The sequence below is a fragment of the Bradyrhizobium sp. JYMT SZCCT0180 genome, assembly GCF_018130165.1.
Classification (GTDB): Bacteria; Pseudomonadota; Alphaproteobacteria; order Rhizobiales; family Xanthobacteraceae; genus Bradyrhizobium.
In genome coordinates this window covers 78,093-92,176 of record NZ_JAFCLZ010000009.1, presented here as the reverse complement: position 1 = coordinate 92,176, position 14,084 = coordinate 78,093, and the positions used below count along the sequence as shown (strand labels likewise).

17 protein-coding genes are annotated in these 14,084 nt (G+C 63.0%); 9 read left to right on the top strand and 8 right to left on the bottom strand.

Going from position 1 to position 14,084, the window contains the following annotated elements:
* Position 1: 1 nt before the first annotated feature.
* The gene (gene phnH / locus JQ641_RS15265) at positions 2 to 610 is read right to left on the bottom strand and encodes a phosphonate C-P lyase system protein PhnH (protein ID WP_211996772.1); all 609 of its coding nucleotides are present in this window, start codon (positions 608 to 610) and stop codon (positions 2 to 4) included.
* Positions 610 to 1,068 (bottom strand): phosphonate C-P lyase system protein PhnG, encoded by a 459-nt coding sequence (gene phnG, locus JQ641_RS15260; RefSeq protein WP_211996771.1) that lies wholly within the window; start codon positions 1,066 to 1,068, stop codon positions 610 to 612. Before phnG ends, phnH begins: the two co-directional genes overlap by 1 nt.
* 119 nt (positions 1,069 to 1,187) lie before the next feature.
* On the opposite strand from phnG, the gene phnF reads away from it, so the two are divergent.
* On the top strand, positions 1,188 to 1,916 hold the full coding sequence (gene phnF / locus JQ641_RS15255; protein WP_211996770.1) for a phosphonate metabolism transcriptional regulator PhnF: 729 nt from the start codon (positions 1,188 to 1,190) through the stop codon (positions 1,914 to 1,916).
* A 105-nt stretch (positions 1,917 to 2,021) separates the two neighbouring features.
* Here phnF and phnE (JQ641_RS15250) read toward each other — a convergent pair whose 3' ends face one another.
* From phnE (JQ641_RS15250) to phnC, 4 genes are all read right to left on the bottom strand, one after another.
* Positions 2,022 to 2,870, bottom strand: a complete 849-nt coding sequence (gene phnE / locus JQ641_RS15250) for a phosphonate ABC transporter, permease protein PhnE (protein WP_192736067.1) — start codon at positions 2,868 to 2,870, stop codon at positions 2,022 to 2,024.
* Complete coding sequence (phnE, locus tag JQ641_RS15245; RefSeq protein ID WP_211996769.1) at positions 2,867 to 3,751, bottom strand: phosphonate ABC transporter, permease protein PhnE; 885 nt, start codon at positions 3,749 to 3,751, stop codon at positions 2,867 to 2,869. Before phnE (JQ641_RS15245) ends, phnE (JQ641_RS15250) begins: the two co-directional genes overlap by 4 nt.
* Before the next feature lie 82 nt (positions 3,752 to 3,833).
* Complete coding sequence (phnD, locus tag JQ641_RS15240; protein WP_211996768.1) at positions 3,834 to 4,772, bottom strand: phosphonate ABC transporter substrate-binding protein; 939 nt, start codon at positions 4,770 to 4,772, stop codon at positions 3,834 to 3,836.
* A gap of 80 nt (positions 4,773 to 4,852) precedes the next feature.
* Positions 4,853 to 5,668, bottom strand: a complete 816-nt coding sequence (gene phnC, locus JQ641_RS15235) for a phosphonate ABC transporter ATP-binding protein (RefSeq protein WP_192736070.1) — start codon at positions 5,666 to 5,668, stop codon at positions 4,853 to 4,855.
* A gap of 198 nt (positions 5,669 to 5,866) precedes the next feature.
* Here phnC and JQ641_RS15230 point away from each other — a divergent pair, with 198 nt between their 5' ends.
* From JQ641_RS15230 to JQ641_RS15220, 3 genes are all read left to right on the top strand, one after another.
* Positions 5,867 to 6,535 (top strand): transferase hexapeptide repeat family protein, encoded by a 669-nt coding sequence (locus JQ641_RS15230; protein ID WP_211996767.1) that lies wholly within the window; start codon positions 5,867 to 5,869, stop codon positions 6,533 to 6,535.
* Positions 6,532 to 7,725, top strand: a complete 1,194-nt coding sequence (locus tag JQ641_RS15225) for an alpha-D-ribose 1-methylphosphonate 5-triphosphate diphosphatase (RefSeq protein WP_211996766.1) — start codon at positions 6,532 to 6,534, stop codon at positions 7,723 to 7,725. The genes JQ641_RS15230 and JQ641_RS15225 overlap by 4 nt, the downstream gene beginning before the upstream one ends.
* Before the next feature lie 81 nt (positions 7,726 to 7,806).
* Positions 7,807 to 8,514, top strand: a complete 708-nt coding sequence (locus JQ641_RS15220) for a DUF1045 domain-containing protein (RefSeq protein ID WP_211996765.1) — start codon at positions 7,807 to 7,809, stop codon at positions 8,512 to 8,514.
* Between the two features lie 20 nt (positions 8,515 to 8,534).
* Here the strand turns inward: JQ641_RS15220 and JQ641_RS15215 are convergent, their stop codons facing one another.
* Positions 8,535 to 10,136 (bottom strand): alkaline phosphatase D family protein, encoded by a 1,602-nt coding sequence (locus JQ641_RS15215; RefSeq protein WP_211996764.1) that lies wholly within the window; start codon positions 10,134 to 10,136, stop codon positions 8,535 to 8,537.
* 423 nt (positions 10,137 to 10,559) lie between these two features.
* Between JQ641_RS15215 and JQ641_RS15210 the strand changes: the two genes are divergently transcribed.
* Complete coding sequence (locus JQ641_RS15210; protein ID WP_211996763.1) at positions 10,560 to 10,931, top strand: hypothetical protein; 372 nt, start codon at positions 10,560 to 10,562, stop codon at positions 10,929 to 10,931.
* 447 nt (positions 10,932 to 11,378) lie between these two features.
* Positions 11,379 to 11,561 carry a hypothetical protein gene (locus tag JQ641_RS15205; RefSeq protein ID WP_192736076.1) on the top strand — a complete coding sequence of 61 codons (183 nt, stop codon included), beginning with the start codon at positions 11,379 to 11,381 and terminating at the stop codon, positions 11,559 to 11,561.
* A gap of 29 nt (positions 11,562 to 11,590) precedes the next feature.
* Here JQ641_RS15205 and JQ641_RS15200 read toward each other — a convergent pair whose 3' ends face one another.
* A complete protein-coding gene (locus tag JQ641_RS15200; RefSeq protein WP_211996762.1) occupies positions 11,591 to 11,995 on the bottom strand; it encodes a hypothetical protein in 405 nt (134 codons plus the stop codon).
* A gap of 148 nt (positions 11,996 to 12,143) precedes the next feature.
* Between JQ641_RS15200 and JQ641_RS15195 the strand changes: the two genes are divergently transcribed.
* The 3 genes from JQ641_RS15195 (at position 12,144) to JQ641_RS15185 (ending at position 13,865) form a co-directional block, all read left to right on the top strand.
* Entirely contained in the window at positions 12,144 to 12,380 is a 237-nt protein-coding gene (locus tag JQ641_RS15195; RefSeq protein ID WP_211996761.1) for a hypothetical protein, read from the top strand.
* Between the two features lie 97 nt (positions 12,381 to 12,477).
* Positions 12,478 to 13,116: a hypothetical protein gene (locus tag JQ641_RS15190; RefSeq protein ID WP_211996760.1), complete on the top strand. Its 639-nt coding sequence runs from the start codon at positions 12,478 to 12,480 to the stop codon at positions 13,114 to 13,116.
* Between the two features lie 149 nt (positions 13,117 to 13,265).
* Complete coding sequence (locus JQ641_RS15185) at positions 13,266 to 13,865, top strand: formyltransferase family protein (RefSeq protein WP_211996759.1); 600 nt, start codon at positions 13,266 to 13,268, stop codon at positions 13,863 to 13,865.
* Positions 13,866 to 14,084 lie beyond the last annotated feature (219 nt).

Below are 14,084 nucleotides of genomic sequence, written 5' to 3'. Positions count from 1 at the left end.
ACTAGCCTCCTCTCGCGACCAGCCGCGTGGTGCGCGGTATCGCGACAATCGCATCGTCATGGACCAGCACGACATCGATGCCGCGCGGAAACAGCGCTACATTGATGGCAAGCCGTTCGAACAGATCATGCGGCTGGATCGCGGCCTGCAGGATCGCAGTGCCGTCGATGCCGGGGCCGCGCAGTTCGAGGGCAGGACCCTGCGTCAGGCTGTCGACCTGCAGGATCAGCGTCGTCGAACGATCCGGGTATTCATTGCTGCCGAACGCGAAGCGGTCTAGCGGCGGAAGCTCGCGCGGACTGCCGATCAGGGCAAAGCTGCTGATCGAGGAATCCGCGATCACAGGCGCGCTGGTGTGGAATTTGAGCCATTTGGCAACGTCCGCCGTTGCCGACATCCGGCTGTCGAGCCAGATCGGCGTATCATGGTCGAACAGCGTCAGCGCAATGGCCGCGGTGCCGCGCATCATGGCAGCCGGGGTACCGGCAACGGCCGTAATGCGCTGCACGCTGCCGGGACGGGCTATCGCATCCATCACCGTGCGGAAGGTCGATTGCGCCGACAGCACCTTGTCGGCAAATCCTGCGGGCAGTTCGGCAACCGTCGTCATCAACCCTCTCCCCGCACCAAGGTGTAGAAATCAACCCGTGTCGCCGCGGCCTCGGCCGCCTTGCGGTTCCGTTTCGCAGATATCGCAGCGCGCAGCGGCGCAATCACCTTTGTCTCGACGAGGCCGGCGAATTCATCCGACTGCACCATGGCGTCGCACAGCGCGATCATCCGCGCCTTGTCCCGGTCGCGGCCGAGCGTGTAGCCGAAGCCGACTTCGCCGGTCGAAAGCCGCACCGCCGCACGCGATACCGTGGCCTCGCCAAGGTTGAAGGCAGCGCCATCGCCGCCGATACGGCCGCGCACCATCACAAGGCCGTTTTCCGGCTCACGCAGATTCTCGTGAGCAGGCAGCATGATCGCCGCCAGACGGCGAGATATCTCGGATGGATCGGAATGCGTCAGCACCGCCATAACCGCCTTGCGCTGCGCCTGCTTGTCGTTCTCGGTTGCCGTCATATCCACCTTGCCGGAATCAAGTTGTCTATGCTAATAGACAACTTCATAACCAAACGCCATGACTGTTTGGTGACAACAGGGTTGTTTTTTCGGATGACCGTCCCGGATATATTCACACCATGAGCATGCAGGATGCGGCCACCGGTGTGGCGTTGTGGCGGCAAGTCGCCGACGGGATCGAGCGCGGCATTGCCGAGGGCCGCTTCGCCGCGGGTGAAAAGCTGCCGGGCGAGATGGAGATCGCCGAGACCTATCGGGTCAACCGCCATACCGTGCGCCGGGCGCTGGCGACGCTCGCCGAACGCGGGCTGGTGCGCGCCGAGCGCGGCAGCGGCACTTATGTCGAGACCCAGCGCCTCGCCTATCCCTTGCGCTCGCGGACACGGTTTTCCGAAATCGTCGGCGCCGGCGGCCATGAACCGCGCGGCCAGTTGATCGAGGCGTCCGACGATGTCGCTACACGTGAACTGGCGCGCGAACTCGGACTGAAGACGGGCGCACCCTTGGTCCGGATCGAAGCGCTACGGCTGGCCGACCGGACGCCGATCTGCGTAAGCACCTCATGGCTCTCCGCCGAGCGATTCCCCGACGCGGGACAGGTCTTCGCCAGCGTGCGCTCGATGACCAAGCTGGTTGCGCATTACGGCATCCGCGATTACCGCAGGTCTTCAACCCGGATCACCGCCGCCATAGCCGACGCCAGCGACGCCGCACGGCTTGATCTCGCGCTCGGCCGCCCGGTGCTGGTGGTCGACAGCACCGACGTCGATCCCGACGGTACGCCAATCGTGACCAAGCGCTCGCGCTTTGCCGCCGAACGCGTCGAATTTTTGGTCGACAATACGTAGATCGCACCTCGTAGGGTGGGCAAAGCGAAGCGTGCCCACCTCTCAGCATCCGAGACAAGAATGGTGGGCACGGCGCAAGAGCGCCTTTGCCCACCCGCACCGCCATCAAGCCACCGCGCGTTTGCCTATAATCGCAAACCGCAGCTTGCTGGAAATCCAGTCGATCGCGGCCACCGCCACCAGGATCATCAGGATCAGGAATGAGACTTTCTGCCATTCCAGCACCCGGATCTGCTCGGCGAGCTGCAATCCAATGCCGCCGGCGCCGACGATGCCGATGATGGTGGCCGAGCGGGTGTTCGACTCGATGAAATAGAGCACCTGCCCTGCGATCACAGGCAGCACCTGCGGCATCAGCCCAAACCGTATTTCGTGCAACGCATTGCCGCCGGAGGCCCGGATGCCCTCGACCTGCTTCTTGTCGGCGGCCTCGATCGCTTCGGAGAACAATTTGCCGAACGCGCCAAAGTCCGCCACCGCAATCGCCAGCACGCCCGCGAACGGCCCAAGCCCGACGACGTTGATCCAGACCAGCGCCCAGATCAGCGTGTCGACACCGCGGATCGAATCGAGAAAGCGTCGAACCGGGAAGCGGAAGATACCCGACGGAACGATGTTCCTTGCCGCCAGCAGACTGACCGGAAGCGCGAGCAACGCGGCAAGGGTCGTACCGAGCATCGCGATCGACAGGGTTTCACCGAGCGCAACGAGATAGACCGGGAGCGAACCGCCGGGATCGGGCGGGATCATCATCATCGTGATCCAGCCGAGTTGGCTTAGGCCTGCCAGCATCCGCGCCGGCGAAAACTCCAGCTCGACCAGCCCGAACACGAAGATCCCGAATGCCGCGAGCAGCATCGCGGGGATCGCGAGACGGGAGGAAGCCGGCCGGTCGAAGACTTCGGGATAGCGGCCGCGCAAATCCCCGGAGTCCGGTGCCAGCAACCGTGTCATGCCCGTGCCTCCTTGCCGAACAGCCGCCCGCGCGCCCATCCGGTGCCGATATCGATCAGGAACACGGTGACAATGATCATCAGCAGGATCGCGCTGACGTCGGAATAAAAGAATTTCCTGACCGCGACGACGAGTTCCTGGCCGATGCCGCCGGCGCCGACGAATCCCATCACCGAAGCGCCGCGCACGTTGATCTCAAAGCGCAGCAACGTGTAGCTGGCAAAACCCGCCGCGACCTGCGGCACGACGGCGAAGCGTATGCACGATATCCAGCTCGCACCGGTCGATCGCACCCCCTCGACCGGCTTCATGTCGATGTTCTCGACGATTTCGGAATACAGTTTTCCTAGCGCGCCAACCGAATGGATCATGATGGCGATAACCCCGGCCATCGGCCCGAGACCGAACGCAATCACGAAGATAAGCGCGAACACGATGTCCGGAACGGTACGGCAGAACTCCATCAGGCGACGAATCGTAAACCGCAGCCATGGCGCCGGCGAGGTATTTTCGGCGGCGAGAAAATTGAGCGCAAAGGCGAGGATCGCTCCGGCCAGGGTGCCGACATAACTGATCAGGACGGTCTCGCCGAGCAGCGCCAGCCATTTTTTCCAGCCCCAGAACCACTCGCCGATATCGGACCAGACCCGCGCGCCGCTCTCCAACGTGCCGATGCGGTCGAAGTAGCTAACGAAATTTCCGATCTTGTTGACGAACGTGACCGGATGAACCTCGGCGCCGATCGCGGCGATGACGAGAACCGCAAAGAACACCGCTGTTGCCAGCGTCATCCGCAGCCGCTTGCGCGCCACCGCCGCACGATAAGCGTCGTTAAGCACCTGGAGTTGCTGGGCTGGAAGGATGGATACGGCTGATGTCATGGTAGGCTGCTGTGCCGGTTATGTCCTGAACGGAAAAAGGCCGGGTCGCATGGACCCGGCCTGGTCTCGCTCCGCCGATCGATCAGGACGCCTTCTTCTTGCGAAGGTTGTCCACGAACTTGATCAGGTCGATCATACCGTCCCAATCCTTTGTCGTGGCGGGGTTGAAGGCCTTTTTCTGGCCGTCGGAAAGACGGTCGAAGGCGGCCTTGTCCTTGGTCGGTGCATCCGCGAACGCCTTGGCGATGCCGGCCTTCAGGCCGTCCGGAAGGTCCGAATTATAGGCATAGGGCCCATTGAGAATGGGCGCGGATTTGTGGACGATCCGGAAATCCTCCTTCTTCATCGCTGTGCCGTCGGCGTTCTTCAGCATGCCTTTGGTCAGCATCTGGGCCAGCGTGGAGTCGTTGTCGGTGGTCCATTGATTGGCGGCGACTTCGACGGTGCCCTGCGTGAGCGCCAGTATGGCGTTCTCATGGCTGCCGCTGAACACGACCTTGCCAAAATACGTGTCGGCATCGGAGATGCCCAGCTTGTCGAGTTCGAAGCGCGGCACGTTGTTGCCGGACGTCGAATTCGGATCGACCAAGGCGAGATTCTTGCCCTTCAGCTGGTCGATGTTCTTGTACGGGCTCGACGCCTTGACGAAGAACACCGAGTAATAACCCGTCGAGCCATCGGCATTGATGTCGTTGGCGAACGCATCGGTCTTGACGCCGGTCATCCGCGCGCGCGCGAACGACGCCGAGCCGTAGCTGGCGATATGGATGTTGCCGGAGCGCTGGCCTTCGATGACGGCGGCGTAGTCGTTGGCAATGCGCAGCGTGACCTTCACGCCGAGTTCCTTGGAGAGATAGGCGACGAAAGGCGCCCAGCGCTCGGTCACGCCAGAAGCGTTTTCCGCCGGCACGACGGCGAAGGTCAGTTCCGGATATTTGCCCTTCCAGTCCTGCGCAGAAGCGCTGGAGGCCGAAAACGCCAGCGCGGCCGCGCCGGCCAGAACGATACGACGGTTGATCATGGTGTGCCCTCTTGTTGTGTTACGCATTTTTTGGCCGTTTGCAGGTTTGCAAGCGGCCGCCCTGTTACAGAAGAAAACGCTCAGGCCGCCGCCGCGGTGCCCAGCTCCGGGACGGCAGCACCGCCAGGCGCATGAGCGGGTGCCGCGCCCATGACGTCGTTGGCTTCGAGATCGTAAAGCTCGCGCGCGATGAGGTCGGTCAGCGTCGCCGGCGCCCCGTCGAACACGATGCGGCCCGCGGACATGCCGATCAGACGGTCGCAATAGGTTCGCGCCAGGTCGAGCGAATGCAGGTTGCAGATCACGGTGATGCCGAAATGCTTGTTGATGCGCAGCAGCGCATCCATCACGATCCGCGTGTTGCGTGGGTCGAGCGAAGCGATCGGCTCGTCGGCGAGAATGATGTCCGGCTCCTGCACCAGCGCACGCGCGATCGCGACCCGCTGCTGTTGACCTCCGGAGAGCTGGTCGGCGCGCTGGGCTGCAAGCGAAGCCATGTCGAACTGCTCGAGCGCCGACATCGCCAGCGCCTTGTCCCGTTCGGGCCAGGTTTGCGTGAGCGAACGCCAGGACGGAATTTCGGCGAGCCGCCCCATCAACACATTGGTCAGCACATCGAGCCGGCCGACCAGATTGAACTGTTGAAATATCATCGCCGAGCGGGCGCGCCACTGCCGTAAATCCTTGCCGCGCAGCGCGGTGACGTCGACGCCTTCGAACAGGATGCGGCCTTCGGAAGGCTCAGCGAGGCGATTGATCATCCGCAACAGCGTCGACTTGCCGGCGCCGGAGCGGCCGATCACGCCGACGAAGCTACCAGGCGCGATCGAAAATGACGCATCATCCACTGCGGCTTTTGTGCCGAAACGGCACGTCAAACCTTCCACCACCAGCATGCAATGCTCCAGAATCCCACTCGTGGATCATCGCTAGCGATTGGACTTTACAGTTGTGTGACAATCACGCTGCGGTGCGGCGTCGTCCACACCCTCATCGCGCATGCGATATCCGTCATGCAACCGTCACGAAGATGTCATCATGCCCGTTGATGAGGTGCCATCGTGACACCATCTTTGTCGCGGAGAGACGCCCGAATGGCCGGCAAAATGCTTTCAGTCGACCCGACCGTCGATCCCACGGCGAAATTGCACGACACCCGGCTCGGTGCCTATTGCGAAGTCGGCGCGCGCACGATCCTGCATGAAGTGTCGATGGACGACTATTCCTACGTCGTCAACGACGCCCAGATCACCTACACTTCCATCGGCAAATTCTGCTCGATCGCGGCGATGACCAGGATCAATCCGGGCAATCATCCGATGCACCGCGCGACGCAGGCGCACTTCACCTACCGGGCCAGCGCCTATTTTCCCGGCGAGAGCGACGACGCCGAGTTCTTCGAATGGCGGCGCGCGCACCACATCCATATCGGCCATGACGTCTGGATCGGGCATGGCGCGATCATTTTGCCCGGCCGCAACATCGGCACCGGCGCAGTGATCGCCGCCGGCGCGATCGTGACCAAGGACGTCCCGGCCTACACCATCGTCGGCGGCAATCCAGCGCGGCCGATCAAACGGCGGTTTTCGGAAGAGGTCGCCGGCCGGCTCGCCGAGCTTGCCTGGTGGAATTGGGACCATGAGACGCTGCGCTGCGCCCTGCCCGATTTCCGCAAGCTCACGGTCGAGGATTTTCTGGCAAAATACGAAGCAGGCGCGGGCTCCGTCCGCGCGCAGATCAGGCATCAGGGTGCAGCATCGTGACTGACATTTTCATCGAGGGCGGCCGGGCCCTGCTCGGCCACGAAATCCACGAGACCTCGCTGCGGATCGCGGGCCGTGACATCAGCGCCATCGGCGCCGACCAGGGCCGCGCTTCGCTGGGTATCGACGCCGGCGGCTTGCTGGTGCTGCCGGGGATCGTCGATCTTCATGGCGATGCGTTCGAACGCCAGATGATGCCGCGCCCGGGCGTCGATTTCCCGATCGACGTCGCCCTTGGTGACAGCGACCGCCAGGCGATCAGCAACGGGATCACCACGGTCTATCACGGCACGACCTGGTCGTGGGAGCCGGGCCTGCGCTCAGGCGACAACGCAAGGCGGCTCTTGGAAGCGATCGAGTCGATGCGGCCGCAGCTTTCGGCCGACACCCGCTTCCATCTGCGTCACGAGACCTACAACCTCGACGCCGAGGCCGAGATCATCGAGTGGCTGTCGGACGGGCGCATCGACCTGTTCGCGTTCAACGACCACATGGATGGTACGGTCGCCAACCTCGACAAGCCGCAAAAGCGCAGCCGCATGGTCGAACGCACCGGGCTTTCGAACGAGGCGTTCGATTTGCTGGTGGCGAGCGTCGTTGGCCGCGCGCACGAAGTGCCCGCCTCGATCGCCCGGCTGGCGAAAGCGGCGCGTGACGCCAATGTGCGCATGCTGTCGCATGACGACGAAAGCCCCGAGATGCGGAAGGCGTTTAGGGCGCAGGGCGTCGGCATCGCCGAGTTTCCGGTCAATGAGGAAACCGCGCGCGAGGCGGCTGAGGCCGGCGACTTCATCGTGTTCGGCGCGCCCAATGTCGTCCGCGGCGGCAGCCATACCGGCTGGACCAAGGCGTCCGACATGATCGCCAAGGGTCTGTGTTCGGTGCTGGCGTCGGACTATTATTATCCGGCGCAGCTATTGGCAGCGTTCCGTCTTGCTGCCGATGGCGTGCTGCCGCTGGCCGAGGCCTGGCAGCTGATATCCTCAGCCCCCGCCCGTGCCGCCGGCCTCACCGATCGCGGCGTGCTCGCCGCCGGCCAGCGTGCCGACATTATCTTCGTTGATGACAAGGTGCCGCTGCGGCCGCGTGTCGTCGCCGTCATGGCCGCCGGACGCCTGGTGCATCTGACAGAGGCTGGCCGCCTGCGCAGTCCCTCAACGGCGCCGCGCAAGACGGTTGCGGCCGCCTGACGCGCCGAGTCTTTTGTCTTGACGCGTTTTCTTCACGCGAACCGGGCTCCACTTCGCTCGAAAACGCTTTAGTCTGCACCGATGTCGAATTATCCGCGTTACGCGATCTACTACGCCCCGGCGCAGGCCAGCGACCTCAATCGCTTCGGCGCGCAAATGCTTGGCTATGACGCCTTCGGCGGCGAAGACCTGCCGTTTCCGGAAGACGTCGCCAGCGCTGCACCGGATTGGCAGGACCTGACGGCCGATCCCCGCAAATACGGCTTTCACGCCACGCTGAAGGCGCCCTTCTCGCTGGCGCAAGGCAGGACGGAAGCCGAACTCCTCGCGGCGTGTGCCGCCTTCGCCGCAACGGCCCGCACGATTCCAGTCATCAGGCCAGTGGTCGGTTCGATCAGTGGCTTCATTGCGGTAATCCCGGCTGATCCGCCGCGCGATTTGATCCGCCTTGCGGCCGACTGCGTCAGCGAATTCGATACGTTCCGTGCGCCGCTCACCGAAGCGGACCGTGCGCGCCGCAATCCTTCCCGACTGACATCGGCGCAGCGCGCCCATCTCGACCGCTGGGGCTATCCCTATGTGATGGAAGAGTTTCGTTTCCACATGACGCTGACCGGCCGGCTTGACGCAAACCGGCTGGAGACCGTTCTGGCGATGCTGAGGAATCGTTTTTCCACCCTCGGCCTCGAGACGCTCGCAATCGACCGGCTCGCGCTGTTCCGTCAGGACAGTGCGGATTCCCGCTTCCGGATCGTCAGGCAGCACGTCCTCATGCCAGGCCAGGGTTAGACGCCGCCTTTGCCGCAGCGTCAGATGTGTTGCGACAGCACTTGCTTCTGCCGTCCATCCGGACGCGGGTCGATATCCACCGACCATAGATCCCGATTATCGACATCCTTCAAGGTCACCGTCATGACCTCCGATCGGCCATCGATATCGACGCGGCCGAAGAACTGCAAACCGAAACATGGCGCGAGGTTTTCGCCCTGCTCCGCGCTGCAGCCCTTTTGGAACGCCACCGCCGGTCCGAACGTATTGTCCAGCGGGGCCGGCGCCCAGGTCCCCGCATGCAGCGGTCCGGAGACGAACTCCCAGAACGGCTCGAAATCCTGGAATACCGCCCGGTTCGGATGGTAGCGATGCGCAGCCGTATAGTGCATGTCGGCCGTCAGCCACACCGTGTTGCTGATACCCATGCGCTTCATGAAGGACAGCAGATCGGCAATCTCGCATTCGCGCCGCTCCGGTGGGCCGTCGCCAAGCGCGATCGCATCCTCGCTGATCAATCCGATCGGCATGTCGGCGGCAATGACCTTCCACGTCGCATCGGACGCCGTCAGTTCACGCTTCAGCCAGGCCAGTTGCGCCGGGCCGAGAATGCAGGTGTCGCTGCGGTCGTCGCGATTATTCCACGTCGAATCGCGATAGCTGCGCATGTCGATCAGAAAGACGTCGAGCAGCGGCCCGTAGGCGACCTTGCGATAGATCCGCCCCGCCTGCCCGGCCAGGTTGCGGATCGGCATGAATTCATGAAACGCGCGGGCCGCCCGCGCCACCAGGCGGGAGCTGCCGTCTTCGGCGTAGCCGGTCTCGTCGGCGGTGCCGATCGGTGCCCAGTCATTGGTGACTTCATGATCGTCCCACTGCGCGAGCATCGGCACTTGCGCGTTGAAGGCGCGCAGATTCTCGTCGAGCAAGTTATATTTGTAGTTGGCGCGATACTGCGCGAGGCTGTGGGCAACGACGGATTTGTCTTCGGTGACGATGTTCCGCCAAAGGCCTCCGTCCGGCAGCTTCAATTCGGCTTCGATCGGACAGTCGGCGTAAATGTGATCGCCGGAATGGATGAAGAAGTCCGGGCGGTTTTCGAGCATGGTTTTGTAGGTCCGCATGCCGCCGCGGGCGAGATCGATGCCCCAGCCCTGGCCAGCGGTATCGCCCGACCACACGAACGAGACCGCGTGTCGCACTACCGGCGCAGTACGGAAATGGCCGCCCTGTGCCTCACCCGAAATCCCGGACTCGCCGATATCAGCGAAACGCACCCGGTAGAAAATATCCTGCCCCGGCGGAAGGCCATCGAGCAAAAGCTTCGAGGTGAAGTCATGCTCGGGCAGCGCTTCCGACGATGCGACGCCAAGGATCGACTTGAAGCTCTCGTCGGTCGAGCACTCCACCTGCATGCGCGCGGCGCGATCGGCCCTTGCCCATATCACCGCGGAATCGGCCGAGACGTCGCCTGACGCGATCCCGCTGGCGATGTGCGGACGATCCGCGGCGCGGCTCAGATAAGGTCTGGCAACACTTCCCAATGCTGCGACCGCGGCAGTGGATGCGGACCGAACCAGCAATTGACGTCTGGTCAAGCCTTGTCCGGTCAAGTCTTGCTTCGCGCGTATTCCAATCGGCATTCAAAGCATCCTCGTCGAATCGCGACGAAGGGTGCCCGTCCAAATTGACCGCAGCCCGAAGGTTTTGCGACAGTCGGATGAACCGCGCAGCAGCTACAGAATGAAGGTGTTCGCAATCTCAGCGGTGAAACGATCGCCGTCGGTTGCTGAGCGGAGGTGCGGATGTGTGGGAGGTAGACGAGGCCCGGAGTGCCTAGGAGTCCGGGCCTCGTGAGCCTCCAGTGGAAAGGCGTTCACTGTGATGAGCGACCACCCTGCCCCCCGCTGTTAGCGAGGCCGTTATAGATTGCGAAGCCGCGTGCCGCTAACCCGGACAAATACGGATGTTCAGATTACGATCATCGTGCGCTGCGTGAGAGGACCGCCAACGCAAAGGTTGCTAGACGCATCGCCGCACGCCTTGTGCCGCCAGGAGCATTTCAAATGAAGACGATTTTATCCGCGTTGATCGTGCTTGGACTATCGCTCGCCGCCGCGCCCGCTTTCGCCGCCGACAACCGCAACGTTTCGGTCATCAACGAGACCGGCTATGCGATCAAGTTTTTGGGTTTCAATTCGCCCGATGACGGCCTCGACGAATGGGAGAACGAACTCGACAAGACCCTGAAGAACCAGGACACCGCTTACGTCGAATTCGATGAGGACGAGGACGACGGCTGCGTCTGGAACATCAAGGTGGATTGGGCGAATTACGATGAATCGGTGCTCTGGAAGAACGTCAATCTGTGCAAATTCAACGTGCTCAGGCTGCGCTACGATTCCGGGACCAAGACGACGTCATTCATCGCGGAGTAATCGATTGGTCGCGTGATGCCGCCAGGATCGCGCGCAAAAATCACGCGCTGGCGCAGCGGTGCATTAAACGCAGGCAGCATTGCTTACAAAATCGTCTTGCCCGGGACTGTTCGATAGGGCTGATTTGACATGGGTCCTTGGCGCGACACCTGGGCACCGCCCGGCCTCGCACCATCTTTCCCATACGCCCCCGCCGATCCTCAGGGCCGGCGGGGGTTTTCATGTTGAGGGTGCTGGATCGGCACCGGTCGGCAAGAATGCCGTGCCCTTGGGCAAGCCCCACGCATCGCAATCAAGCCTGCCGCCCGAACATTCTGGAAGAGAATCGGCCATAAAGCGTTGAACTTGCGTCCCGTTCTGAATCGGAAACCGCATTCCGCGAGGCGAAACGTGCATTCTCCGCATTTTCCCTGGAATAACTGGCCCCCCGCGGTGTTCCGGCCTCCGATGCTGGAATTTGTCATCTTCAAGCGCCGCCGGAACTTTTGCTGGCAAGTGCGCGATCAGAGCGGGAAAATGATTGCAGGCGGACGGGAGAAAACCCGGCCCGCCGCCCGCTACCACGCGTATCGCGCCTTGTTCCTTGTGCTTTCCACCGGCTGGAAGGCGAGCGATCTGCAACCGCATTAGGCGCGATGGCATTGCCTCGCAGCGCGCCGCTAGCAGCCCCGGCAGATCCCGGTGAACGTGCTGGTCTCAACCCGGCCGCGCGGGCGTACGGGCGGCCTCTTTGACCTTGCCTGGCGCGGAACGGTGATCCGTTGTGACGCGCCCGCATAGGGCGGCACGACCACGCGCGAACCCGACGGCGACGCGTTGACCGAACCGGAACCGGTGATCGGCACCATCGTGTTGGTGCCGGGCGGTGGGATCCGGGAGGCGTTTCCGATTCCGCTGGGGTCGCCGACCACGCTGGGATTGGCCGGACCGTAGGGTATGCCGCTGATCGCGGAATTGCCCGCTCCGGCCGAGCCGGCAGGCGGCGGGAACTGCGCGAACGCGCTGCCGGGCGCGATCAGGCTGACCAGCATTGCGAAGCCAACAAGCGCCGGATGGCGGGACATTGAATCTCCAGGGAAAGCTGCGGACCCAACGTATATGTGGGGCGCGCTCGTTCCGAGGGTAAGGGTCGCGCCCGTCGTTTCCCGGAGTAGGTTTCCGTTAACGAATCAGACCTAACTAGGGGGCGATCACATCTGGAGATTCGGCGGCATGAACCAGCCCGTAATCCTTGATAATGATATCCGCGCCCTGCAGGAATGGCTGCGCTCGGCTTGGCAGCAACTCGCCGATCCCTCACTCACCACCTTTACGCGCCGCGAATTGCGCAATCAGATGAAGCAATGCAGCGCCGACCTGCGAACCCAGCTTCAATTGGCGGCGACGCGACTGTCACAGCCGGTCAAGGACCAGCCCCGCCCCCCCGGCAGGCCGGAGCTTCGCATCTGACTTGACCCTTGTCCCTTTGGCGATCACGCCCAACCGGCGGCGCGCGGGCCTGATCGGACGCGCGGATTGCAAGGCGAAGTCGGCCAGGAAGCTGCCAATGACGAGAGTGACAGTTTTCTCGGCGGCCTTGTGCGCGCTGCTTGCGTCGTCGGCATCGGCCCAAAGTCCGGCCCCCACCGCGTTCAAGGTGATCTCGCCGATCTTCGGTCAACTCGTCATGTTCAGCTTGCCCGCCAGTTTCGCGACGGTGTTCGAGAACACCAAAGGGACGAACTACGTCCGCGAGGCTGTGCTGAAGGGCGAGACGGTCAAGAGCTGGACCCAGATGATCACCGTGACCGGCGCCAAGGGGGCCGCCGGCAACGCCGGGGTTTCGCCGGAGAGCTTTGCGGGCTCGATGGTTGGTGGGTTCAAGTCGGCCTGTCCCGACACCTTCGCAGCGCAAGGATTTGGCGCGACCAAATTCGGCGATCAAGATGCATATGTCGCGGTGGCAAGCTGCGGCCGGGTCGAAACCAGCGCCGACAAACACAGCGAAACCACGCTCATCGTCACCGTCAAAGGCAGCGCCGATTACTACACGGTGCAATGGGCCGAACGCGCGCCGGCGGCAGGGCGAGGCGCAATTGACGAGACCAGATGGCTGGCGCGGTTGCGCCAATTGCAGCCGATTCGTGTCTGTCCGATCGTGCTAGGCGAGCCCGCGCCCTACCCGAGCTGTGCCAGCAGGAACTAACTGCGGCCCTCGGCACGCCGACTTGCACGGCGCGCCCTTTCGTTGATAACCCTGACTGTTGATAACCCGGACTAGCCGACCCCGGCGGCGGGTCTGATGGCTTTGGTGTGCTATCCGCATATCGGCCTGACTAACGACGGACGGAACATATGCGGATCACCCTCGTCGGTTCCCGCCATTTCGGCGTGACGACCTTCACCATGCTGCGCAACCACGGCGTCGAAATCGCGAGGATCGTCGTCCACGATAACGAAGATCGGCTGGCGGCCGCAGCGAGGGCTGCTGGCGTTGAAGTCGTCGTGCAGGCCGACGCCAGATTCGTCACCGCGGCGGAAATCGCCCCCGACAGCGACCTGATCGTGACCGCCCACAGCCACGCCCGCATCACCCGCGAGGCGCTGGCCGTCGCCAAGCTCGGCGGTATCGGCTACCACCCCTCGCTGCTGCCCCGGCACCGCGGCATTGCCGCGGTCGAATGGACCATCAGGGAAGGCGATCCGATTGCGGGGGGCACCATCTACCACCTCGCCGACCGGATGGACGCCGGCGCGATCGCGGCGCAGGAGTGGGTTTTCGTCAAGAAGGGCGAGACCGCACGCGAGCTCTGGGAGCGCGCGCTGGCTCCCCTCGGCCAAAAGCTGCTCGGCGAAGTCATCGATTACGCCAGGATCCACAAGACCCTGCCCGCCCGGCCCCAGGACGAGCAATTCGCCACCCTCGCGCCAAAGCTTTCCGACGCCAAGCACTGACCAAAAGGGGGAATATCCGGCAGTTTCAGCCAGTTAAGCATTCCGGCCCCGAATCATGGCCCGAAAAGAGAGCCCAATATGCGCTTTTATTCGTTCCGAGGCCGGAACCGGATTCACCTTGATGTGTTTGAGTTGTTGGGAACTTTCTGCGTTATTGCGGCGCACCAAAGTTTGAACACATTGTGACCGGATAACGCGCTCATCACACACAATTCGGGG